The sequence below is a fragment of the Puia dinghuensis genome (assembly GCF_014642875.1).
Lineage (GTDB): Bacteria > Bacteroidota > Bacteroidia > Chitinophagales > Chitinophagaceae > Puia > Puia dinghuensis.
This window is the reverse complement of sequence record NZ_BMJC01000001.1, coordinates 664,192-685,549: the sequence shown is the minus strand read 5'-3', so window position 1 is coordinate 685,549 and position 21,358 is coordinate 664,192. Positions and strand designations below refer to the sequence as shown.

General features: G+C 48.0%; 26 protein-coding genes. 14 read left to right on the top strand and 12 right to left on the bottom strand.

Annotated features, from left to right (window positions below):
* Nucleotides 1-356: 356 nt before the first annotated feature.
* Both IEY39_RS02610 and IEY39_RS02605 read right to left on the bottom strand, forming a co-directional pair.
* Nucleotides 357-1,358 carry an aldo/keto reductase gene (locus IEY39_RS02610; protein WP_188928226.1) on the bottom strand — a complete coding sequence of 334 codons (1,002 nt, stop codon included), beginning with the start codon at nt 1,356-1,358 and terminating at the stop codon, nt 357-359.
* 28 nt (nt 1,359-1,386) lie between these two features.
* Nucleotides 1,387-2,283, bottom strand: a complete 897-nt coding sequence (locus tag IEY39_RS02605; protein WP_188928224.1) for a helix-turn-helix domain-containing protein — start codon at nt 2,281-2,283, stop codon at nt 1,387-1,389.
* A gap of 135 nt (nt 2,284-2,418) precedes the next feature.
* Here IEY39_RS02605 and IEY39_RS02600 point away from each other — a divergent pair, with 135 nt between their 5' ends.
* Nucleotides 2,419-3,711, top strand: a complete 1,293-nt coding sequence (locus IEY39_RS02600; RefSeq protein ID WP_188928222.1) for an MBL fold metallo-hydrolase — start codon at nt 2,419-2,421, stop codon at nt 3,709-3,711.
* Nucleotides 3,712-3,750: 39 nt separating this feature from the next.
* Here IEY39_RS02600 and IEY39_RS02595 read toward each other — a convergent pair whose 3' ends face one another.
* Nucleotides 3,751-4,812: an NAD(P)-dependent alcohol dehydrogenase gene (locus IEY39_RS02595; protein WP_229688738.1), complete on the bottom strand. Its 1,062-nt coding sequence runs from the start codon at nt 4,810-4,812 to the stop codon at nt 3,751-3,753.
* Between the two features lie 263 nt (nt 4,813-5,075).
* Here IEY39_RS02595 and IEY39_RS02590 point away from each other — a divergent pair, with 263 nt between their 5' ends.
* From IEY39_RS02590 to IEY39_RS02560, 7 genes are read left to right on the top strand one after another with little or no spacing between them, the layout of a single operon-like run.
* Nucleotides 5,076-5,972 (top strand): helix-turn-helix domain-containing protein, encoded by an 897-nt coding sequence (locus IEY39_RS02590; RefSeq protein WP_188928219.1) that lies wholly within the window; start codon nt 5,076-5,078, stop codon nt 5,970-5,972.
* Nucleotides 5,973-5,989: 17 nt separating this feature from the next.
* Nucleotides 5,990-6,337 (top strand): cyclophilin-like fold protein, encoded by a 348-nt coding sequence (locus tag IEY39_RS02585; RefSeq protein WP_188928217.1) that lies wholly within the window; start codon nt 5,990-5,992, stop codon nt 6,335-6,337.
* Nucleotides 6,338-6,343: 6 nt separating this feature from the next.
* A complete protein-coding gene (locus IEY39_RS02580) occupies nt 6,344-6,820 on the top strand; it encodes a cupin domain-containing protein (protein WP_229688737.1) in 477 nt (158 codons plus the stop codon).
* A 12-nt stretch (nt 6,821-6,832) separates the two neighbouring features.
* Entirely contained in the window at nt 6,833-7,228 is a 396-nt protein-coding gene (locus IEY39_RS02575) for a (R)-mandelonitrile lyase (RefSeq protein ID WP_188928215.1), read from the top strand.
* Nucleotides 7,229-7,234: 6 nt separating this feature from the next.
* Nucleotides 7,235-7,480: a tautomerase family protein gene (locus IEY39_RS02570; RefSeq protein WP_188928213.1), complete on the top strand. Its 246-nt coding sequence runs from the start codon at nt 7,235-7,237 to the stop codon at nt 7,478-7,480.
* 3 nt (nt 7,481-7,483) lie between these two features.
* The gene (locus IEY39_RS02565; RefSeq protein ID WP_188928211.1) at nt 7,484-7,861 is read left to right on the top strand and encodes a DUF2255 family protein; all 378 of its coding nucleotides are present in this window, start codon (nt 7,484-7,486) and stop codon (nt 7,859-7,861) included.
* 21 nt (nt 7,862-7,882) lie between these two features.
* Nucleotides 7,883-8,281, top strand: coding sequence for a putative quinol monooxygenase (locus IEY39_RS02560; protein ID WP_188928209.1), 399 nt, complete (start codon nt 7,883-7,885; stop codon nt 8,279-8,281).
* 23 nt (nt 8,282-8,304) lie between these two features.
* On the opposite strand, the gene IEY39_RS02555 is transcribed toward IEY39_RS02560, so the two are convergent.
* Nucleotides 8,305-9,210: a helix-turn-helix domain-containing protein gene (locus IEY39_RS02555; protein ID WP_188928207.1), complete on the bottom strand. Its 906-nt coding sequence runs from the start codon at nt 9,208-9,210 to the stop codon at nt 8,305-8,307.
* A 152-nt stretch (nt 9,211-9,362) separates the two neighbouring features.
* On the opposite strand from IEY39_RS02555, the gene IEY39_RS02550 reads away from it, so the two are divergent.
* From IEY39_RS02550 to IEY39_RS02535, 4 genes are all read left to right on the top strand, one after another.
* A complete protein-coding gene (locus tag IEY39_RS02550) occupies nt 9,363-10,109 on the top strand; it encodes an SDR family oxidoreductase (RefSeq protein ID WP_188928205.1) in 747 nt (248 codons plus the stop codon).
* Between the two features lie 19 nt (nt 10,110-10,128).
* Nucleotides 10,129-10,692: a flavodoxin family protein gene (locus IEY39_RS02545; protein ID WP_188928203.1), complete on the top strand. Its 564-nt coding sequence runs from the start codon at nt 10,129-10,131 to the stop codon at nt 10,690-10,692.
* A gap of 10 nt (nt 10,693-10,702) precedes the next feature.
* Nucleotides 10,703-10,960: a hypothetical protein gene (locus tag IEY39_RS02540; protein ID WP_188928201.1), complete on the top strand. Its 258-nt coding sequence runs from the start codon at nt 10,703-10,705 to the stop codon at nt 10,958-10,960.
* 75 nt (nt 10,961-11,035) lie between these two features.
* A complete protein-coding gene (locus tag IEY39_RS02535; protein ID WP_229688736.1) occupies nt 11,036-11,635 on the top strand; it encodes a type 1 glutamine amidotransferase domain-containing protein in 600 nt (199 codons plus the stop codon).
* An 87-nt stretch (nt 11,636-11,722) separates the two neighbouring features.
* Here the strand turns inward: IEY39_RS02535 and IEY39_RS02530 are convergent, their stop codons facing one another.
* From IEY39_RS02530 to IEY39_RS02500, 7 genes are all read right to left on the bottom strand, one after another.
* Entirely contained in the window at nt 11,723-12,067 is a 345-nt protein-coding gene (locus IEY39_RS02530; protein WP_188928197.1) for a HepT-like ribonuclease domain-containing protein, read from the bottom strand.
* Nucleotides 12,060-12,350, bottom strand: a complete 291-nt coding sequence (locus tag IEY39_RS02525; protein WP_188928194.1) for a nucleotidyltransferase family protein — start codon at nt 12,348-12,350, stop codon at nt 12,060-12,062. The genes IEY39_RS02530 and IEY39_RS02525 overlap by 8 nt, the downstream gene beginning before the upstream one ends.
* 142 nt (nt 12,351-12,492) lie before the next feature.
* Nucleotides 12,493-13,449: a relaxase/mobilization nuclease domain-containing protein gene (locus IEY39_RS02520; protein WP_188928192.1), complete on the bottom strand. Its 957-nt coding sequence runs from the start codon at nt 13,447-13,449 to the stop codon at nt 12,493-12,495.
* Nucleotides 13,439-13,798 (bottom strand): plasmid mobilization protein, encoded by a 360-nt coding sequence (locus tag IEY39_RS02515; RefSeq protein ID WP_188928190.1) that lies wholly within the window; start codon nt 13,796-13,798, stop codon nt 13,439-13,441. Before IEY39_RS02515 ends, IEY39_RS02520 begins: the two co-directional genes overlap by 11 nt.
* Nucleotides 13,799-13,943: 145 nt before the next feature.
* Nucleotides 13,944-14,321 (bottom strand): hypothetical protein, encoded by a 378-nt coding sequence (locus IEY39_RS02510; RefSeq protein ID WP_188928188.1) that lies wholly within the window; start codon nt 14,319-14,321, stop codon nt 13,944-13,946.
* Nucleotides 14,322-14,691: 370 nt separating this feature from the next.
* On the bottom strand, nt 14,692-15,600 hold the full coding sequence (locus IEY39_RS02505) for a haloalkane dehalogenase (protein ID WP_188928187.1): 909 nt from the start codon (nt 15,598-15,600) through the stop codon (nt 14,692-14,694).
* Nucleotides 15,601-15,661: 61 nt separating this feature from the next.
* On the bottom strand, nt 15,662-16,249 hold the full coding sequence (locus tag IEY39_RS02500) for a Crp/Fnr family transcriptional regulator (protein ID WP_188928185.1): 588 nt from the start codon (nt 16,247-16,249) through the stop codon (nt 15,662-15,664).
* Nucleotides 16,250-16,540: 291 nt separating this feature from the next.
* Here IEY39_RS02500 and IEY39_RS02495 point away from each other — a divergent pair, with 291 nt between their 5' ends.
* Nucleotides 16,541-18,988 carry an ABC transporter permease gene (locus IEY39_RS02495; RefSeq protein WP_188928183.1) on the top strand — a complete coding sequence of 816 codons (2,448 nt, stop codon included), beginning with the start codon at nt 16,541-16,543 and terminating at the stop codon, nt 18,986-18,988.
* Between the two features lie 11 nt (nt 18,989-18,999).
* Here the strand turns inward: IEY39_RS02495 and IEY39_RS02490 are convergent, their stop codons facing one another.
* Nucleotides 19,000-20,202 carry an IPT/TIG domain-containing protein gene (locus IEY39_RS02490; RefSeq protein WP_229688735.1) on the bottom strand — a complete coding sequence of 401 codons (1,203 nt, stop codon included), beginning with the start codon at nt 20,200-20,202 and terminating at the stop codon, nt 19,000-19,002.
* A gap of 270 nt (nt 20,203-20,472) precedes the next feature.
* Here IEY39_RS02490 and IEY39_RS02485 point away from each other — a divergent pair, with 270 nt between their 5' ends.
* Nucleotides 20,473-21,324, top strand: coding sequence for a formate/nitrite transporter family protein (locus IEY39_RS02485; RefSeq protein ID WP_188928179.1), 852 nt, complete (start codon nt 20,473-20,475; stop codon nt 21,322-21,324).
* Nucleotides 21,325-21,358 lie beyond the last annotated feature (34 nt).

The window sequence follows — 21,358 nt, the reverse complement described above, 5'->3', positions numbered from 1 at the left end:
CTCTGCCCGAAAAAAGGAGGATGAAACAAGAAAAAGAATCCTCGGTGGTGATATACGATTGCCCTTTTCAACTAGCTTTTAGACCAACTATTGGCAATCGTATATCGGCGCCGGGGGGCCAAAGCCGGTACGGGTGCCCGGTTTTATTCTCCCGCTGATCGGCTGCGGCTGCTTATACCGAAGCCCACAATTCAATTCGGGACGCACTACGCCCCGAATTCAGTTGTAGGAAATTCAAGTTGCCAGGAGATTAAAAAAGGACCGATGAACGAATGGGGCCTGAAGGCAGAGATAGACATGAAAGATTCCTACTAGTTCATTGATAAACCTGCAAAGCAACTGACGAGGCGGGAGCGCTACCTGCCCACCAGTTTAGCCTGTTCTTCCGGATACCGGGCACCCTGTATGGTTATTTGGGCGGCAGCCTCGCCAATTTGGCGGAGATCTTCGGCTGTAAGCTCGACATGGACGGCGCCCAGGTTTTCCTCCAGTCTTGGGAGTTTGGTGGTGCCGGGTATCGGCGCGATCCAGGGTTTCTGTGCCAGCAGCCAGGCAAGGGCCATTTGAGCAGGTGTGGCGTTCTTCTTGGCTCCCATGTTACTGAGGAGATCAACCAGCGCCTGGTTGGCTTTCAGGTTTTCTGGGTTGAAGCGGGGGACCGTGCTGCGGAAGTCGGTCTTGTCAAACGTCGTTTTTTCGTCGATCTTGCCGGTAAGGAAGCCTTTACCAAGAGGGCTGAAGGGGACGAAGCCGATACCTAGTTCCTCCAGGGTGGGTATGACTTCCTTCTCGGGCTCCCTATACCACAGGGAGTATTCGCTTTGAAGGGCACTAACTGGTTGGACGGCATGGGCGCGCCTGATCGTTTGTACCCCGGCTTCGGAGAGGCCGAAATGCTTCACCTTGCCTTCCCGGATAAGTTCCTTTACGGCGCCGGCCACCTCTTCGATGGGCACATTGGGGTCGACTCGGTGCTGATAATACAGGTCAATAACATCCGTTCTAAGCCTTTTGAGCGAACCCTCCACAACCTTTTTAATATGTTCCGGGTGGCTATCTATAGCAGACCAACGGGAATTTTCTTCGGCGGATGAAGCGGGTTTGAGCCCAAATTTTGTGGCAATGACGACGTCTTTTCGAAAGGGTGCGAGTGCTTCTCCGAGAAGTTCCTCATTGATATATGGACCGTACACTTCAGCCGTATCAAAAAAGGTTACGCCTCTTTCCACCGCGGACCGGATCAGAGCGATCATCTCCTGCTTGTCTTTGGGCGGCCCGTAGGACCAGCTCATGCCCATACAACCCAGCCCAAGGGCCGACACTTCGAGACCGCTGCTTCCCAATTTTCTTTTTTGCATATATTACGATTTTGAACTTTCTATTGGTTTAATTCAGTAACCTGTATTCCTGGGGGGATTGCCCGACCCGTTGCTTGAAGAGCCGGGTAAAGTGCTGCGGGTATTTGAAGCCCATTTCGTAGGCGATCTCGGTGATCGACTTGCTGGCATCAAATATCCTGTCTTTGGCAACGGCGATCAGCTTATCCTGTATGTATTCATGCGCTGATCTCCCGGTTTCCTTTTTTATCAGGTCGCCAAAATAGTTTGCGGATAGATTTAGCCGGTCGGCACAATAACCGACTGAGGGTATACCGAGGGTTTGGGGCTTGTCCGACTGAAAATAATCATCCATTAGCGTTTCAAATTTGGCTAAAAGATCCTTGTTGATATTAGTGCGGGTGATAAATTGCCGGTCATAGAACCGGACACAATAATTCAACAGTAACTCAATGTTGCTGGCGATTAAGGTCTTACTATGTTTGTCGATAGCATGTTCCAGTTCATACTGTATTTTATTGAAACATTCGATGATGATCTGTCGTTCCCGTCCGGATAGATGAAGTGCCTCATTTGCTTCGTAAGCGAAAAAGCTATAGTCCTTGACATGCCGCCCGATAGCGGTGCCGCGGATCAGATCAGGATGAAAGGCCAGTGCCCAGCCGTTGGGTTGCAGCAGTTCCCCATTTTCGTCGAATCCTGCTACCTGGCCCGGCGCAATGAAGATCATCGTTTCTTCCTGGTAGTCGTAGTGGCTGCGGCCATAGTTTAGTTCTGCACACTTGGTATCTTTTAAAAAAACGAGGTAGAGGTCGGAAATAAAACGCGTGGGGCGTATGGGCTTCGATTTTGACTGATCCAGCACACTGACCAATGGGTGGAGGGTTTCCTGGCCTCTTTGGGTGTTGAACTGCGCAACGCTTTCCAGTTTGGTGACCTTGTTCACGATGTTTAGATTTTCTAAGACAAAGTTAAGGATAGCATCCGTAGGTCGTGGGTCTTGCATCCATAATCAGTAAAACTGGTAAGTGATTCCGTAGTTGGTATACAATGGACGGAATAATTAATAGGACATTTGAATATGGCAAAAAGTTGGATAATAGTATTGTTCTTGATAACGGCTATCACGGTCGATGTACGGGGGCAGTCGGCTGCTGACAGTAGTCAAACTGGCGCTATAAAGAGGCCTGCAAAAAAATACCAGGCAAAGGCACCTATGACGCAGCCTTTTGGGGCGGATGCGTTTGCAGCCTCTAATGGAACAACTATCAGATGGCTGGGAATGGCTGGATTCCTCATAAACAGCCGGGGAACGACGTTTATGATCGATCCTTTGCTGGAGGGGTATGATATGCCCTTGTTGATGAATTTTCCCATTACACCAAAACAAGTCCCTCATGTGGACGCTATCTTCGCCACGCATAGTGATAATGATCACTACAGTGTTGAAACGTTCAAGGATCTGTCATCCGCAACGAATGAATATCATTCTACTATCTACGTTGATTCATTGATGAAAAATGAAGGCCTTCCGTCATCCGGTCACCGCATTGGGGATACTTTTCATTTTGGACCCATATATGTCAGATTAACACCTGCTGATCATGCCTGGCAAAACGCCTATCCCGGTGTAAGCAAGCGTCACTTTGAACCCGGCGATGCTTGTGGATTCTGGTTTGAAACGCCGGACGGGACCATATGGGCGCCGGGGGATTCCCGGCTGATGCCAGAGCAGTTACACTTGCCGGCGCCAGACCTCATTTTACTGGATTATTCAGAGGACAGCGCCTGGCATTTCGGATTGGACGGTTCAGCAAAGCTGATAAATGCCTATCCAAATGCCCAGGTCTTGCTTGGTCATTGGGGCTTTGTCGACGCGCCTGATTTTGCCCCGTTCAACGGCGACCCGGCGCGGTTAAAAAGACTGGCGCTAAATCCTGAACGCATTCAGGTGCTGGCGCCGGGTGAGCCTTTTACACTGAAACACGTCGGACAAGAGAAAAGCGCTGCGTTAAATCCAGCAGTGCAAAAAAATAAATACGTGGACAGTGAACTTCTGCATGTGTTCGAGACTGGCGATCTCGGTATGTTGGATGCTATAGTAGACCCTGGCTTTGTCAATCACACGGGGATGGGTGATCGTAAGGGGATCGACAGTCTGAAAGAAATGGTGAGTGGTTTCCACGCACGTTTGCCCAACGTGATAATGGAAGTAAAAAGGCGATGGGCCGATGAAGAGTATGTGACGGATTGGATTCGGTACACTGCGCCTGGATCAGCAACGGCGATCGAGGGAATGGAAGTGACGCGATATGTCAACGGAAAAGCTATCGAGCATTGGTTTTTCCCGAATAGTCAAGTTGGGAGGCATTGATTAGGCCACCTCAGAAAGAGATGGCCTAATTTTGATTGTCTAAATGGTGGCGGCATCTATCACATACCGGTAGCGGGCTTCTTTGTTGACTACTTTTTCCCAGGCGTCATGGATTTCTGAAGCGTTGATGACCTTGATCTGGGGGGCGATGTTGTTTTGCGCACAGTAGTTGACTACTTCCTGGGTCTCGGGGATACCGCCAATGAGGGAGCCGTTAAAGTTGACGCGGTTGTAGATGAATTGAAAATTATTGATGGTGAGCTTTCCGCCGATGGGCACGCCGACTTGTGTAAAATGGCCATAAGGCTTAACGACGTTGGCGTAGGCCGAAATATCGAAGTCGTAGGGGATGGTGGACAGCATATAATCCAGTTTGCCGGCATAAGGCTGCAGTTTGTCGACGCTGTCTACTACAATGACTTCTCTGGCGCCAAACCCTAGAATATCCTGGCGCTTGCTCTCTGAGGTGGTGAAGGCGTAAACTTCGGCACCCTTGGAAGCGGCTAGTTTTATGGCGATATGGCCTAACCCGCCGATACCGGCTATGCCTACTTTGTCTCCGGCTTTGAATTGTGATCTCATTAGGGGGGAGTAGGTGGTGATGCCGGCGCAAAGGAGGGGGGCCGCATGTTGAAGGTCGATGCTGTCGGGTATTTTGATGGCAAAATGGGATTTGACGACGATTTTGTCGGAATAGCCTCCCTGGGTGATGCCGGTGGGCGAGCTTTTCTCAGGGGAACCATAGGTCCAAAGCGTGGCGTGGTTGTCACAATGATGCTCTTCCCCTCTTTTACAACTGTCACAGGTCATACAACTGTCGACCATGCAGCCAATGCCTGCTTTGTCGCCCACTTTGAAAGCGGTGACATTTTTTCCCACGGCGGACACGATTCCCGCGATCTCATGCCCTGGGATCTGCGGATAGGGTTGATCTCCCCAATGTCCTTTGATCTGGTGGATGTCCGAGTGGCAAATGCCGCAGAATTTGATGTCGATTAAGATGTCGTCGTCACCGACGGGTCGGCGGTCGAAGGACCATAGGCTTAAATTGCCTGAAGTGTCTTTGCCTGCGTATCCTTTGGCTTTAATGTTGGGAGTCATAAATGTAGTATTTGAATTAGACAATAGATTTGCCGGACCGGGGACCAGGAGGCTGGTTCCCGCCAGAGCGGTATTTGTTATAAATTTTCTTCGGGATAGATGGTGTTTCATGCAGCTTATTTTAAGTGGACAAAATTCCAGCTATTTTATCCGCTGCTCTTATAACCATTACAGGTTCACCTACCATTTTTACTGATTCTTGCGTCAGGTGTGACAGGGGATCGGATAAACGGTAAATTTGCATAACCAATTACCCAGGCAGTATGGATGAGATTTTACAGGTCGATACAGTGAGCCAGTATGATGCCCTTTACGGTCAGGAGAATTTGCATCCCCTGGTGAGTGTGATTGATTTTGCCGGTACCACGCCAAAGGAATATGCATCCCGGATGAATTTTGGATTTTATGCAGTATATCTGAAGGACGTGAGATGCGGGGATATTAAGTATGGGCGCGCCGATTATGACTATCAGGATAAAACCCTGCTGTTTGTAGCGCCGGGTCAGGTTATTCACGTAGCCATCGACAGTAGCTATAAACCGCAAGGTTATGCATTACTATTTCATCCTGACCTGATCCGGGGTACGTCGCTTGGTAAGCATATGGACAACTACGGATTTTTTTCCTATCAGATACGGGAGGCGCTTCATTTGTCGGAGAAGGAAAGGAAAATGGTGCTGGATTGTTTTTCCAAGATCAAATATGAATTGGAACAGGGTATGGATAAGCATAGTAAGATGTTGATCTGCGCTAATATTGAATTGTTTCTGAATTATTGCGTACGGTTTTACGACAGGCAATTCATTACCCGACATGATGTGAATAAGGGAACGTTGGGGCGATTCGAGGCATTGCTGAACGACTACTTTCATTCGGACAAACTTCAATTAGTGGGACTGCCTGCGGTTAGTTATTGTGCAGTGGAGTTGAATTTATCTCCGAATTATTTCGGGGATTTGGTAAAAAAGGAGACGGGTAAATCCGCCCAGGAATACATACAGCTTAAGCTGATGAATATAGCAAAGGAAAAGATCTTGGATACGACCAAGTCGGTCGGGGATGTTGCCTTTGAGTTAGGGTTTAAGTATCCTCAGCATTTTACCCGGTCGTTTAAGAAATATACTGGTTATACACCACATGAATACAGACAGTTAAACTAACCTGTTTAAGCTGAAATATGAGGATAAAGATAACATCCGCGAATGGTGAGTGGACGGCTACCTTGAATAGCAGCGCAGCGGCTAAGGATTTTGCCAGTCTGCTGCCATTGAAGTTGGTATTGAACGATTACAACGGCACGGAAAAGATCGCTGACCTACCGAAGCGTTTGGTGGTGGATGGAGCCCCGGAAGGTAGCGCTGCATCGGAGGGTGATCTGACCTATTATGCGCCATGGGGTAACCTGGCCATATTCTACAAGGGATTTGGGTATTCCAGGGGCCTGGTAATCATAGGTAAGATGGACGGGGGTGCACAGGCTTTAAGGGGGAGAGATCCTCTACCAGTAACTATAATGAAATTATAAACGGATATGAAAAAGTGTCTGATTCGATATGGCATGTCGTTAGTGGTCGTATTCCTCTTGGCAGGCGCAGGGCGTCTCCAGGCTCAGGAAGTAAGTGCCCCGGGTTCTATTCCGAAAGGGGATAAGGCGCCTGCGGCTTATTTCACGGGGGATGTTTGGGTTTATCCGCTGGGCATAGATTCCGCGGCTCACTGGCTGACGGCTAAGGTGACTTTCGCTCCTGGGGCGCACAGTAACTGGCATAAACACCCGGGAGCGCAGGTGCTGGTGATTACGGACGGTGTAGGTTATTTGAAGGAAAAGGGCAAGCCGGTTCGTGTGCTGCATAAGGGAGATGTGGTGACGATACCGGCGGGGGTAGAGCACTGGCACGGTGCGAAACCGGATAGTGGGTTGGTGCAGATCGTGGTCAACCCGGATATATCAAAGGGGGTGACCAACTGGGGAACAAGGGTAAGTGACGAGCAATATCATAAACCATAAAATTGAAGTAACATGGATATAAAGAGAGTGGGTACGCAGCCTTCGGCGAAGGGTCCGGAAGATTGGTTTACGGGCACCGTACGTATAGATCCCTTATTTCAGGCCAATGAGTCGGCCAGGGGAGCCGGAGCAGCGGTAACTTTTGAACCTGGGGCACGGACGGCCTGGCATACACACCCGTTAGGGCAGACGTTGATCGTGACGGCGGGGTTTGGTTGGGTACAACGGGACGGTGGGCCGATTGAAGAGATCCGCCCAGGCGATGTGGTTTGGTTTGCGGCGGGCGAAAAGCACTGGCATGGAGCTTCGCCCACCACTGCGATGACCCATATCGCCATTCAGGAGAACCTGAATGGCAAAGTGGTGGATTGGATGGAAAAGGTGACGGAGGAGCAGTACAAAAAATAGGTAGTTATGCCGCATATTATCGTAAAAGTAGCGGCCGGGAAGACGGAGGAAGAGAAGACCCGGCTCACAGAAGATATAACCAGGGATGTCATGAAGGTCTTCCATTTGGGCCAGGATGCGGTGTCGGTGGCTATTGAAGAGATTCAGCAGGCGGACTGGATGGATACGGTTTATAAGACGGACATCCTGCCTCACTGGGATACGTTATATAAAAAACCGGGCTATGGCCCGGATACCATAAAAAACGCTTAGATCATGGAACCTACATTAAAACATTTGTCGAAGGAAGACATTCACAAGATTGCGGCAGCGGACGATTTCCATATTGCGCCCTACCGGGAGGATGGCGTTACCTACGGAACACCTACCTGGATTTGGTCGGTGGAGGTAGCCGATCAGCTTTACGTCCGTGCTTATAATGGAAGTAAATCAAGGTGGCACCGGGCGGCGATGGAACAGAAAGCAGGAAAGATCGTGGCTGCCGGCATGACACGCCAGGTTAGTTTCGAGCCGGTTGCAGGGGAGATCAACGAGCGGATTGATGAGGCCTACCGGAAAAAATACAAGGGAAGCCCATATCTGGATGCCATGATCAGCAAGCGGGCAACGGCAGCAACGGTCAGGGTTAAATAGAGCGCAAACAATTCTAAAGCGATGCATACGAGTTGCAAAACCACGGCAGCGGGTATTATCATGTCTCTGGTCCTGATGGGCTTGGCTACGGGAGCCACCGCTCAGCAAGGTGGCCGGATGACCCGGTTGGCGAACCTGGTGGTCGATTCCGCTCAATTGGATAGCTATAATCGTTTTTTAAAGGAAGAGATCGAAACGTCTGTTCGTGTGGAGCCGGGCGTATTGACGTTGTATGCTGTTGCAGATAAATCTGACCCGACGCATATCACCATTTTGGAGATATACGCGGATTCAGTGGCATATAAGGCGCATCTGCTAACTCCGCATTTTTTAAAGTACAAGACGGGGACTTCTGCTATGGTGAAGCATCTCGAATTGGTTCCGGTTACCCCGTTGGTTCCGGAGATGAAAATTAAATGATGTTGTATTGGGGCCGCAGCAACCTAGTTCAATGAAATCCGGTATTCATTTGGTGTGCGGCCTACTCGTTGTTTAAAGAAGCGAATAAAATGCTGGGGGTATTTAAAACCCAGTTCATAGGAAACATCGCTTATTCTTTTGTTGCGGTCAAATATCTTTTCTTTGGCCAGATCAATCAGTTTTGCTTGTATGTTTTCGAGTGCCGTTTTGCCGGTTTCTTTTTTGATCAGATCCCCAAAATAATTTGCGGACAGGTGGAGCTCATCAGCAAAATGGGCAACGGAGGGAATGCCGTCTGATTCCAGTTTGTTGGACGTGAAATAGTCATTTAACAGTCGTTCAAAATTTTCAACTACCCCATTACTCACATGGTCTCGTGTGATGAACTGGCGGTCGTAAAAACGAACGCAGTAATTTAGGAATAATTCAATGTTGGAGACGATCAGCTTTTTGCTGTGCTTGTCAACGGCATGCCGTACTTCGTAATCGATCTTTTGAAGGCTCTCCAGAACGATAGGCTTTTCTTGCTCGGAAAGGTGAAGGGCTTCGTGTACGTCGTAAGAAAAGAAGCTGTAGTCCTTCATATGCTGGCCAAGAGCGGTTCCTCGCAATAGGTCGGGATGGAATAATAAGGCATAACCGCTTGGCTGATAATCCATATCTTCTTCTATAATACTCAATACCTGACCTGGTGCAATGAATACCAGGGTGCCGGCCTGGTAGTCGTAATTACTTCTCCCATATCGTAAAACGCATTCCGTTTCCGCTTTTAAGTAAACGCAGTAAAAACCATAGTTCCATGGTTGGCCTCCTCGCAAAAGTGCATCTGTTTTTGAGAAGTCGATTACGCTCACCAATGGGTGAAATGTTTCGTGTCCGACCATCGCGTTGTAGTCGCCGACGGCATTCAGGTTTACCACTTTTTTCATGTGACAAAGGTATCAATTCTTACAGGAATGACAGCATACCGATCCGATAACGGTAAAAGTGGTAATAGATTCTGTAATCGGGGTTACATGCAGGCGAAGCCCTCGAAATACCTTTGTATCGTTAATGAGGTTGAGCAAATAAATTAATCAATATGAAGAATAATATCGAAGGAAAAGTAATTGCAATTACCGGGGCCAGTAGTGGTCTGGGGGAGGCGGCGGCGAGAGAACTTTCCAGCCAGGGTGCAATCGTTGTATTAGGCGCACGGCGTATTGAACGCATTAGGGCTTTGGTGGGTGAGTTCGTCAAAAATGGACGCCAGGCGCTTGCTATAGCTGCCGACGTCACTAAGTATGAGCAAGTGAAAAATCTGGTGGATACGGCTGTGAAAACGTATGGGCGTATAGACGTCATGATTAACAATGCCGGTCTAATGGCACAGTCTCCGTTGGAGCGTCAAAAGATAGACGATTGGGATAAGATGATCGACATCAACATAAAAGGGGTTCTGTATGGCATTGGCGCTGCACTGCAACATATGAAGGAACAAAGATCTGGTCAGATCATCAACGTGTCATCGGTTGTTGGTCATAAGGTTGGGGCCAATGGTGTGGTATATGCAGCAACCAAGCACGCGGTAAGAGCGATATCCGAAGGATTGCGGCTTGAGGTAAAGCCCTATAATCTTCGTACGACCATTATTTCCCCAGGTGCGGTGGATACGGAGCTTACGGGGGGAACTACGGAGCCGGATATGGCGGCTGGCTACCAGCAATTTTACGAAATGAATGCCATCCCCTCCGACTCGTTTGCGCGTGTCGTTGCCTTCGCTATCAGCCAGCCGGAGGAGGTCGATATAAATGAAATATTATTCAGGCCGACGAGGCAGGAGTATTGATTAAAATAAGAATATATATATGATCGTCTCAATTATTTACGACAGTGGCTACGGTCACACAGCAAAGCAAGCGGAAGCTGTAGCCAAAGGGGCAGGACAAGTTCAAGGAGTGGAAGTGAATCTTATTCCGGTGGCGGAAAATGGCATACCCTGGGAAACCCTGGAGAAAAGTGATGCCATTATATTCGGATCGCCCACCTACAATGGCCTCATTAGTGCCAGATTTAAGCAGTTTTTTGAGGACTCTACTAAGGCAGTGTGGTGGGATTTGAAGTGGCGTAACAAGATTGCCGCCGGGTTCACCAATTCAGGGGCCCAGAGTGGCGATAAGCTGAATACACTTATGTCTATCGCATTATTTGCAGCGCAGAATGGTATGATATGGGTTGGGCTCGATCTGCATCCCGCGAATCCAACCAGCAAGGAGCCCACTAAAGATCTTAACTCATTAGGTAGCTGGCTGGGTGCCATGGCGCAATCGGATAATGCCAGTCCGGAAGTTACGCCGGGTGAAAGTGATCTCAAAACGGCAGCATACTTAGGCCAGCGGGTCGCAAAGATTGCTGCGGAATTCAAAAGATAAAATACAAACTATGAACAGAGTAATGGTAAATACCGTGCTAGGGCCGGTAGAAAACATCCAGGAGTTATTGCCCAATGAATTTGCAGTTGTTGCAAAATGGAAGGAGGAAGGTGTTCTTGAGCACATCCTCATTAAAGAGGCTGCCAGCGGCGCCGTGCTGATATTCCAGGGCATAGATCAGGAAAAGGTTAAGCAATTGATGTCGGGCTTACCACTTTTCAAACACTTTCAAAAAGTTGACTATACTGTTTTAGACAAACAATTTTAGTTTATGAAAAAAGTTTTATTCGTTGTTACAAGCTGTAGCCAAAAGGGTGACACAGGGATCCCCACGGGATATAATTTGAGCGAAGTTACGCACCCCTTCGCTGTTTTGAGGGATGCCGGCGTTCAAGTGGATATTGCCTCGATATTAGGGGGAGCTGCTCCGCTGGATGGGTTGGAGGACTTCAATGATGCGGTGAATGCACGGTTTTGGGCAGACGAAGGTTTTCGGCACCAGATCGCCAACACGCTCAAATTGGAGGAGGTGGATGTAGATCGGTATGATGCGATTTTTTTCGCCGGCGGCCATGGTGTCATGTGGGATTTTCCGGTGGCGCCGATCGTAGCAAAGGTCATCCGTGAACTTTACGAGAGTGGCAAGATCGTTTCCGCGGTTTGTCACGGGCCTGCTGCGCTGGTCAATGTTCATTTAAGCGATGGAACGCCTTTGGTGGATGGGAAGAAAGTGGCTGGATTTACCAATGACGAGGAGGAAGAGGTGCAATCTACCAAGATCGTTCCCTTCCTATTGGCTGATGCCCTGAAGGCGCATGGTGGTTTGTACCAGTATGCACCTAATTGGAGTGACAATGTGGCCGTAGACGGACGGTTGATCACGGGTCAAAATCCACAATCGGCGGCGAGCGTAGGGAAAGCCATACTGAAGGCGTTGAAATAGCTTCCGCCATCACGGAATTAAAATTAGGCAAGCCAGGGCATTTATGTAAGTGCGCTGGCTTGCTTTTTCCGCTTGTTAGTGCATCCGTTATGAAACAGATGCCAGGATAACAACGATGTCTTTTTCTAACTGATCCAGATTTAAGTGTATTATATCCCACACTATCGTATCATCAATACCAAAATAATCGTGGACAATGATGTTCCTGAAATCTTTCACTTCGCGCCAGTCAACAGAAGGATATTTGTCCCTGAAAGGCTTGTCGATTCTTGCAACTGCTTCTCCAATAATTGAAAAATTCCGTTCTACGGCGTGCTTGGTTTTAAGATCACCCAAGTACATATCAAAAGTTATACCTCTTGTAAAGTCCTTTATGTTGCCGATGGCTTCGAGAATATCCTGAAGCAATGACGGGATATCTCTTTCAGACATGAATCAGGCTTTTTTCCACGAAAGGAAGATAACGGGGCTTGATAGCCCGGCGGGAAACAAGATCAATCTTTTGTTTGAATAGGTCCTCTAATTCATGCGCCAATTTGATAAACCCAATACCGATGCGATCATTAAAATCAACCAGTATATCAATATCGCTTTTTTCATTGTAGTCTCCGCGAGCGTACGAGCCAAATAACCCCAATTCAGAAATAGGATAACGCCCTTGCAATTCAGGCTTTTTCCGGCTGAGTAAGTCTAATATTTGCTCCTTAGTGTACATATAGCAAACTTACAAAAAAACGGTCGTCCAAGCAAGTGGAGAGATTCAGGCCGCACTGCGCCCCGAATCGGAAGAACCCTACCATTGGCTCCGTCAATGTGGCTGGTCATGCCTGAGCCTGCCCTGTTTCTCTTGTAAATAGCTACAGGCTTGGACCTTTCTTTTTCTTCTTTTTGCGGCGGTAAGCATCGGTCAACTCATAGGGTACCCCACCGCCTTCTGATTCAACGGGCTTTAATAACGCCTGTATTAAGGGCGATAGTTGCACTTGGTGCGTCGGTTCGGGGGCCGTTGACTGCCGGGTGGCGGATTTAATAAGTAACGCTTTTTTTCGCTCCTTCGGAGAAAGCCACGCTGTAATATCCCGGTTTTGGCGCATAGCTGCCAAGGCTTTTTGCAGGTTTCCCAGTGAGAATTTGCGGTCTATCTGACTGCCTTTGAAACGATCCTGCCCGATCCTGAAGCTGATCCCTTGTAGTTCCTGAGTTTGCCCTTTATACTTATAAAGGGTGTGGATACCCTGGGCCATTAGGCGTAATTCCAGGTCTTGAAGGGAACGGCAATTGGGTAGGCTGTCTACGATGGCCTGGTAGATCTTGTACCGGTTTACTTCCGATTGACTCATTGCTTCCAGGTGGGTCAAATCGAGGTTTTTGCCTTTCGCCGGGATGAGTTTGTACTTCCGGGTTAATTGTTGAGCGACCTTTTTTCCGCGTAACCCGATCCAGCCGTCTTTGATAGCCTTGCCGTCGTTGTCCACCATGTTAGCCAGGATATGCAAATGTAAGTGCGCCTTGTCGGTATGTTTGACGATGACATATTGGGTATTTACGATGCCCAACCCTTCCAGGTATTCCCGGGCAATCTGCGTCATGGTTTCATCCGTGGGTTTCTCACCGGGGTAAAAACTCAGGGCAGCATGAAAACAAGCCTTTTGTTTGGAGGGCCGTAGTTCACTTTGGGTGATAAAATCCTCTGCCATCAGCTTGTAATCATATCCTCTTACACCCACATAGTCCAGCAGTTCCGCCCCCGGTTTCTTTGAAACGTAACGACCCGCATGGTAAAAGGAATGTCCGGGGAATACATTACTCACCATGCTGTAGCTTATTTAGAAGGTCATGAATTAGCTGGAGGCAAGCTTCCAAAAGAAGGCGGATGCTGGCCATACCTTCCCTATTGGCGACCTTTGCCATCTGGTTAAGGTTATTCGCCATTCCGATTAATTGCCGGATAATATGTAGTTCTTCTTCTGTTACACGGGCTGTGACCTTAGCAGTAATGGCCGCCTGCCGGAGAAATTCCGAAATATTAATTCCGGCCCTCCCGGATTTTTGTTGAAGGATATAATGTTCCAGTTTGCTAAACCGGGCAGTAATTCGAAGCTCTCTTTTGAGTTTTTTGGTGGGTCTTCCACCTTTCTTTTTTTTCAACCGCACTGATTCCATATCTCACTTTTTTAGGCTGTTTTTCTGCCGGCCGATAGGCCGGCCTCTTTTTGCGACCAACGGGAGCAAAAAGCGAGCGTGGTTGGAGGACTTTCTGTCCGACAACAACACCGCTCGCCCTAAAAACTCTAAAAGCCCTTACTCCTTATTGGCTTTCTTTCTCCGCAGTTTTACGTCTGCGACCGGCATCCGGTTTCTCCTGGCTGGCGGACGGCGCTTTTGCCGCGTCCTGGCCGAAAATCTTCGGATCAACCAGGCCGTATTTCCGTAGTCCGGCTTTTAAATCCATCCATAATTGGATATTGAAATCCGCCAGATCCATCAGTTCGTCTACCGTCAATCGATGCGGATTCGATAGCCCAGCGGGTATTTTATCGTCCGGCTGTTCTTCGACGAGCGACAAAATATTCGGGGGACCACCTTCTCCGATTTCCAAAGACTTGCCAATGGCAACGCTGTTGCCAAACAGCTTCACTTGCTTACCGCTGCTCAATTGCAGGGTTCTTCTTTTCAGGTCTGCCATGATTGTAATATTTATGGTTTTCAAAAATTTCATTTGGGACATGCCTTTCACCCGCGTAGCCTTCGACCTTTTGCGGGGGAGGAAAGCCGGAGAACCGGGGAGGGAGCCCCCAACGCGCAACCCCAACGGGCGACCTCCCTTTTTTGGCCGTTTGACGTAGCCTTTTCCGGTAGCGTCTAACATTTCTTTAACTTTTGGGGGCTTGGCGGGTGAAAATAAAAAAAGCGACTGAAAACACTGGTTTTCAAATCGCTAGGTTCGCTAATCGTCTCAGGTCAGCGACGAATTGGTTCGAGAATTGTCCTGCCAGGGCGACAATGGTCTAAAGCTAAAAAGCCTCCGCAGTAGCGGAGGCTTTTCTTATTTCTCACTAGCGCAATCTTTTTACAAATTCAGCAATTGCTTCCCCAATTTCCATCGGGCTGTCTTCTTGTAAAAAATGTTTTCCCTTTACTGATCGCTCTGTTTGATTGGGCCATGTACGGCAAAATTTTCGCATGCTGTCATTTTCCACTGCGCCGGGGTTACCATGGATCCAAAGCTTAGGAACTGGACTTTGTTTAAGCCAATCTCCATATTCAGCCACTACTTTAGCCACTTCTTTTGGTTCTCCATCCAAAGAAATTTGACGTGGAAATGATAATGTTGGGCGGCGATCCTCACCTTCGTTAAGATAGGGCCGCCGGTACTCTGCCATTTCCGTATCGCTGAGCTCCCGGAAAATTCCTCCTGGCAATACTTTCTCAATAAACACATTGTTCTTTAAAATCAACTCTTCTCCGGCGGGAGAGCGTAAAGCCTTAAATAGATCACGTACATTAGGTTCAAATTCATCCCATTTAAAAGGAATCGCTAATGCCTCCATGTGGACGATACCCTGTACGCGGGTACGGTTTTGATTTGCCCAATCGAAGCCCAATACAGAGCCCCAGTCATGAAGCACAAGTATCGCGTTCTTTTCCAATTTCAACTCTTCCCAAAGTGCAAAAAGAAAACTACGCTGCTCTAAATAAGAATATCGTTCGGGTCCAGAATCAGGGAGCTTTTCCGAGTCACCCATGCCAATCAGATCACAGGCAATAAGGCGCCCAAGACCACGGCAATAAGGCATTATATTCCGCCAGAGATAAGAAGAAGTAGGATTGCCATGCTGAAATACAATAGGGTCGCCTTCACCTTCATCAATATAAGCCATGCGACGGTTCTTTATCTCAATAAACTTTTTTTCGGCAAAGGGCTTTTCGCTGAAAATACCCGGTAGGTTTGCTTTGCTTTCCATGTTTTTAGTGATTTAATACAACAAAGCAACAATCCTATCATGCGCCAAAAAATAATGTACCTTATGATTTTTTATGATACAAATTTGCTTTCATCTGGCTAAAAAATTCTGGGGTAACACCGATGTACGAGGCAATATATTTTTGCGGGATCCGGTTTTCAAGATCAGGGTAAGCTTTTGTAAATAGATCATATCTCCCTTCTGCAGGTTGCGAAAGGTTGGCATTTATTCTGTTTTGATGAAAGACAAAGGCATTTTGAAATAATACTCTGAAAAATCGTTCGAATTTTGGCGCTCGCTGGTACAAAATGTCCAAATTGTCTTTGCTGATCTGTAATAAGGTTGTGGGCTCCAACGACTCCAGCAGATTGACACTCTTTTGTCCCGACAAAAAGCTATTCAAATCACCGCTGCACCACCAATCTTCGGGGGCGAACATCAAAACATGTTCCTTGCCGCCTGAGTCAATAGTATAGGTCCGCAGGCAACCGTTGATCACAAAGAACTGATGCCTTGCCATATCGCCTTCTTTCAACAAAAGTTCTTTCCTTTTAATAGTTTTAGAAACGGAAAGGGATAAAAAAACTTCTGTTTCTTCCCTGGTTGGATCAATGTGCCGTCGTAGGTTTTTTATTAAAGCCTCGTGCATTTGCTATTATTGTTGTTTCATGTCAAAATGTAACAAATATTACAGTCATAAGCGGAGGCTTTGTCGTTTTCAGAAGCAACTTAGCAATCCGGGCTTTAAATGACTGGCAATCTAAGGCCGATACCGTACACTCAAGTGCATCAAATTCGAACAATACCCTGCGGATCCCCAAACCATTTACTACTCATAATCAGCGTCTTAACAAAAAGGCATCCGCTTTGTACACCCATGGGCCGGGCAGCCCCGTGGCCAACCCCGTCGACAATCTAGCATCTGAATAAAACCTGTTATATGCTCAAAAGCTACATCACGATCGCCCTTCGACAGCTGAAAAAACAACAAATGTATTCGTTGATCAAGATCGGCGGGTTTGCCTTGAGCATCGCCGCCTGTCTGCTGATCGCATTGTATATAAAGGACGAGCTGTCCTACGACAGGCAATATCCCCACAGCGACCGGCTGTACAGGGTTATCAACGTTTACAAGGGCGACGACGTAGGCAGGGGAACAGATTTTCCCGCCCCTTTTTCCAAGGTCCTGATGACGGATTTCCCCCAGGTGGAAAAGGCGGGAAACCTTATGGCCAACCCTTTGTTTTACGGAGCGGGCAGTAACGAGGTCAAAGCCGAAAACCAGGTGGAGAATACCTATGAAGAGGGCTTTACATATGCCGACCAGGGTTTCATGGACGCCATCGGGGCGCCCGTCGTTTATGGGAACCCGACCCACCTTCTGGACGAGCCCAATACGATCGTCATCACCCGGCGCAAGGCGGATAAGTATTTTCCGCGCCAAAACCCGGTTGGCAAAGTGCTCTATCTGAACAACGACAGGACCCATCCCTATAAAATATCTGGCGTTATAGCGGACACCAGGTCATCGGCCCTCCAATTCGACTTTTACCTCACGCTTAAGAACGTCGTATTGTTCCCCGGAGAAAGCGACTACTGGGGAGCCAACAACCACGAGACCTACGTTCTGCTCAAACCGGGGGCCGATCCCCAAACCTTTGTACACCGCATGCGGGACCACATCGTTACCAAGTACATGATCCCGAATATGCTGGATGCCGGGAACAAAAACGCAGTGGAGGATTCCAAAAAACTCGACCTGGAACTCCAACCCATAAGCGATATTTACCTCAAGTCATACGATATCGGCGACGACCTCCCCTCGCATGGGGACATCCGGTTTGTCTGGATGTTCGGGGGCATAGCGGCCTTTATCCTGGTCATAGCCTGTATCAACTTCATCAACCTATCCACGGCGCGATCGGCCAACCGGGCAAAGGAGGTAGGCCTGCGCAAGGTCGTCGGCTCCAACCGGAGCAGTCTCATACAGCAATTCCTGGCGGAATCGCTCGTGTACAGCCTGTTCTCTTTCATTCTCGCCGTGGTCCTGGCCTGGGCCATACTGCCCTGGTTCAACCGGCTGGCTGATAAAAGCCTGACCATGCCCTGGGGCCAGTGGTGGCTGTTTCCGGTGATGCTTATATCCGCCTTTGTCATAGGGATAGCCGCCGGGTTATATCCCGCGTTTTACCTGTCCAATTTCAAGCCCATCAAAGTGCTTAAGGGAGAGGTGTCAAGGGGCTCCCGGAACAATATGCTCCGGAGCGTACTCGTGGTCTTCCAGTTCACCACCTCCATCATCCTGATCATCGGCACCTTCGTGATTTACCGGCAGATGCAGTACATACTGCACCGGAAGGTGGGCTTCGACAAAGACCAGGTTCTCCTCATCCAGGGCACGAATACCCTGTCCGACTCCAAAACCTTTAAGGACGAACTGTCCAAACTGGCCCAGGTCAAAAGTGTCTCCATCAGCGATTTCCTTCCCATATCCGGCGGCAAGCGCAACGGGAACGCCTTTTATCACTTCAAGGACGGCAACGCGACTACCGACAATGCTTCGGATGCGCCCTACTATGCCCAGTACTGGACAACCGACTACGACTATATCCCCACAATGGGTATGCACCTCATCGAAGGCCGGAATTTTTCCAAAGACATGACCAGCGACAGCGCCGCAGTCATCATCAGCCAGACTTTTGCCAAAAAGATGGGCCTGGGCCCCCACCCGGTCGGACACACCATCAAACACTTCGGCACCCCGATGCACATCATCGGGATGGTCGAGGACTTCAATTACGAGTCCATGCGGTGGCAGATCGAAGGCGTCTGTCTTTCCCTGGGCGTAAGCCCATCGGTGATATCGGTGAAAATGAATACGGCCGACGTCGGGACGCTCATACCCGAGGTAACCACTCTCTGGAAAAGGTTCGCGCCCGACCAGCCCATCCGCTATACCTTCCTGGATGAACGCTTCAAATCAATGTACGCCGACGTACAAAGACAAGGCTCCATCTTTACCAGCTTTGCCGTGCTGGCCATCATCATCGCCTGCCTCGGCCTTTTCGCTCTCTCTGCTTTTATGGCCGAACAACGCACCAAGGAAGTCAGCATACGAAAAGTGCTCGGTGCCACCGCTACCCAGTTGGTGGCGATGATGTCCAGGGATTTCGTGATGTTGGTATTGATCGCGTTTTTGATTGCCACGCCCGTCGCCTGGTGGGGGATGCAGCACTGGTTGCAAAACTTTGTCTTCCGTATCGAGCTGCACTGGCCGGTCTTCGCACTGGCCGGGCTGCTCGTTCAAGCGATCGCCCTGGCGACGATCAGCTTCCAGGCGGTGAAGACGGCGATAATGAATCCGGTGAAGGGGCTTAGATCTGAGTAGGCATTAAATTATCAGGGCGTGCCAATATACGTAAACGGCGTGCCATACGTAACAGAGGAGGCCAATACCGTTACCGTTATCTTATATTTCCCATCAGATAAGTAAGGATTCATCGCCTGGATCCTATCATCTGAAATGTCCAATATGTTAAAATTGGTGACAATGCCATTGAGAAGGGTTGAGACTGTTGTAGGCTGATCATTAGGATCAGGAGAAAGAAAGTGATGCCCATAAATAGTAAGGATATCCTGATCAATAAGTGTATCCGGTGTAATGGAATCGATCACCGGCGCAGTCAGCGCAATCAGCTTCACGGAGTCCTTTGCCAGGGTTTTCAAACCGGCAACTTCTACAGCAAAACCGTGTGTTCCGAGCCCCGCATTTTTAGTATCAACCGGTATGGACGTAGTGCTTTCAGGATAAGTGCTTACAGCTGAATTATCCATGTACACCTGGTTGAATAGGTAGGAATTACGGAATCCTTTTCCTTTTATTCTTATCACCTGCCCTAAATAGGCTGTCTTAGGGGATATAGAGTCGATCACCGGCGCTTTTAACTGAAAGGGAGTTGCACTTGTCATGGTTTGTCCGTCAATCACGCTGATCGTAGGATTTGCATTATCTATTTCATTCGGAACTACTACCTTCAGCGTCTTACTATCTTTCCCATATACCCATGCACGGACATCTCCAAATTTGACATCAGGCGTAGTTTTATAAAATACTCCTGTGATGGTAATGGTATCCCCGATAAATCCACTAGCTGGTGAAAATCCGGAAAATTGCGTAATAGATGTCCTGGTAAAGTTTTTGTCAGATGTCAATAACAAGGTATCTACCTTCACATTGATCTTTGTGGTTATATCAGGCATCGATGGTACCAATACCGTGATCACTGCGGTCTTTACATTGTTGTTGGTGGTATTAATTACACTGATCACCTGTGCTAGTGTATTGCCAAAGCTCACCGTTATATCGTTGAAATAACCGGTACCTGTAATACTAATAGTATCGCCAATAGCGCCTGTCTCCGGAGAAAAACTGACCAACTGGGGAGGGTTGGTTTTTCCATTGGCCCCAGTATCAACACGGCCACCTCCTCCTATAGGCGGGGGCGGGTTTCCGGGGGCGGCGGGTGGGTTAACCTTATTACACATAGAAAAAAGGATAAGGATACCCAGCACGAGGATAAAAGTTACATTTCTCATTTTCATAGTTAGCGTATTCTTTATGGGGGTGCAAGGTATTTTGTCTGATAGTATGGGACTATAGAAATACTTGGATATTGTAGAAGATATAGCTTACAAATGGTTAGGTGTCAACCAAGTGTGTTGTCATTTTATCCGTTAGCCAAAAAATATATTACATTAATAAATATATAATATGAATCATATAATATATCGGTGAAATGCAAATAATTTAGATACCTTTATTACATATAATTTTAAACAATTTGTTCTAAATAAATCATCCAAAAAGCACTTATGGATTACAAGAAACCTGGAGAAGTAGTCGAACTCATGATCCAATCGGGAAAGGATAAAATAAAATTGTCATCCATAAACTTGCTGATACTAGCCGCGCTTTCGGGTGCTATTCTTGGTTTCGGCACAACACTGGCAATTACCGCCACTGTGCAGACCGGCCTGGGAATAGTAGGAGCCTTGGTTTTTCCTGCATGTTTTGTCATAGTAGTGGTTATGGGATTTGAGTTGGTGACCGGAAGTTTCGCAGTTTTGCCTGCTGCTTATTTTGACAAGCAGATCAGAATGCAGCAGATGATCAAAAATCTTCTGATCGTTTATACAGGAAATCTGTTGGGAGCGCTGCTATATGCCGTTTTATTCTGGGTATCCGTTACCAACTTTGGGCATACCGGTAATTCTCCCATTGCGGCAGCAATCATCAAGATCGCCGAAACAAAGACAATTGGCTACGCACAATATGGTGGGGCAGGCATTGCAACGGCTTTTACAAAAGGGATCCTCTGCAACTGGATGGTGACAATGGGAGTTGTTATGTCGCTGACATCGTCATCAACATTGGGTAAGATCGTCGCGGCTTGGATCCCGGTCTTTATTTTTTTCGCTCAGGGATTCGAACACGCTGTAGTGAATATGTTCGTTATACCCGCTGGCATGTTGCTTGGTGCTAAAGTGACTTTCAAGGATTGGTGGGTGATAAACCAGATACCTGCCACACTTGGAAACCTTGTTGGCGGGGTGATCTTCACGGCTCTTGCGCTTTATCTCACTCATGGTAAAAAGAGCTTGACTGCCACCAAACGGTCATTTGATGCGCAAAAGAATGTTCGTGAAATGGCCGATGCCGGTTAGCACAAAGCGGTCCTCCATTTGCAAAAAAAAACCG

Bases quoted from the DNA above. Each gene is read 5' to 3' on its own strand.
- IEY39_RS02610 (WP_188928226.1), bottom strand. From the start codon at position 1,358: ATGCAAAAAAGAAAATTGGGAAGCAGCGGTCTCGAAGTGTCGGCCCTT.
- IEY39_RS02600 (WP_188928222.1), top strand. From the start codon at position 2,419: ATGGCAAAAAGTTGGATAATAGTATTGTTCTTGATAACGGCTATCACG.
- IEY39_RS02595 (WP_229688738.1), bottom strand. From the start codon at position 4,812: ATGACTCCCAACATTAAAGCCAAAGGATACGCAGGCAAAGACACTTCA.
- IEY39_RS02590 (WP_188928219.1), top strand. From the start codon at position 5,076: ATGGATGAGATTTTACAGGTCGATACAGTGAGCCAGTATGATGCCCTT.
- IEY39_RS02585 (WP_188928217.1), top strand. From the start codon at position 5,990: ATGAGGATAAAGATAACATCCGCGAATGGTGAGTGGACGGCTACCTTG.
- IEY39_RS02580 (WP_229688737.1), top strand. From the start codon at position 6,344: ATGAAAAAGTGTCTGATTCGATATGGCATGTCGTTAGTGGTCGTATTC.
- IEY39_RS02575 (WP_188928215.1), top strand. From the start codon at position 6,833: ATGGATATAAAGAGAGTGGGTACGCAGCCTTCGGCGAAGGGTCCGGAA.
- IEY39_RS02570 (WP_188928213.1), top strand. From the start codon at position 7,235: ATGCCGCATATTATCGTAAAAGTAGCGGCCGGGAAGACGGAGGAAGAG.
- IEY39_RS02565 (WP_188928211.1), top strand. From the start codon at position 7,484: ATGGAACCTACATTAAAACATTTGTCGAAGGAAGACATTCACAAGATT.
- IEY39_RS02560 (WP_188928209.1), top strand. From the start codon at position 7,883: ATGCATACGAGTTGCAAAACCACGGCAGCGGGTATTATCATGTCTCTG.
- IEY39_RS02555 (WP_188928207.1), bottom strand. From the start codon at position 9,210: ATGAAAAAAGTGGTAAACCTGAATGCCGTCGGCGACTACAACGCGATG.
- IEY39_RS02550 (WP_188928205.1), top strand. From the start codon at position 9,363: ATGAAGAATAATATCGAAGGAAAAGTAATTGCAATTACCGGGGCCAGT.
- IEY39_RS02545 (WP_188928203.1), top strand. From the start codon at position 10,129: ATGATCGTCTCAATTATTTACGACAGTGGCTACGGTCACACAGCAAAG.
- IEY39_RS02540 (WP_188928201.1), top strand. From the start codon at position 10,703: ATGAACAGAGTAATGGTAAATACCGTGCTAGGGCCGGTAGAAAACATC.
- IEY39_RS02530 (WP_188928197.1), bottom strand. From the start codon at position 12,067: ATGTCTGAAAGAGATATCCCGTCATTGCTTCAGGATATTCTCGAAGCC.
- IEY39_RS02525 (WP_188928194.1), bottom strand. From the start codon at position 12,350: ATGTACACTAAGGAGCAAATATTAGACTTACTCAGCCGGAAAAAGCCT.
- IEY39_RS02520 (WP_188928192.1), bottom strand. From the start codon at position 13,449: ATGGTGAGTAATGTATTCCCCGGACATTCCTTTTACCATGCGGGTCGT.
- IEY39_RS02515 (WP_188928190.1), bottom strand. From the start codon at position 13,798: ATGGAATCAGTGCGGTTGAAAAAAAAGAAAGGTGGAAGACCCACCAAA.
- IEY39_RS02510 (WP_188928188.1), bottom strand. From the start codon at position 14,321: ATGGCAGACCTGAAAAGAAGAACCCTGCAATTGAGCAGCGGTAAGCAA.
- IEY39_RS02505 (WP_188928187.1), bottom strand. From the start codon at position 15,600: ATGGAAAGCAAAGCAAACCTACCGGGTATTTTCAGCGAAAAGCCCTTT.
- IEY39_RS02500 (WP_188928185.1), bottom strand. From the start codon at position 16,249: ATGCACGAGGCTTTAATAAAAAACCTACGACGGCACATTGATCCAACC.
- IEY39_RS02495 (WP_188928183.1), top strand. From the start codon at position 16,541: ATGCTCAAAAGCTACATCACGATCGCCCTTCGACAGCTGAAAAAACAA.
- IEY39_RS02490 (WP_229688735.1), bottom strand. From the start codon at position 20,202: ATGAAAATGAGAAATGTAACTTTTATCCTCGTGCTGGGTATCCTTATC.
- IEY39_RS02485 (WP_188928179.1), top strand. From the start codon at position 20,473: ATGGATTACAAGAAACCTGGAGAAGTAGTCGAACTCATGATCCAATCG.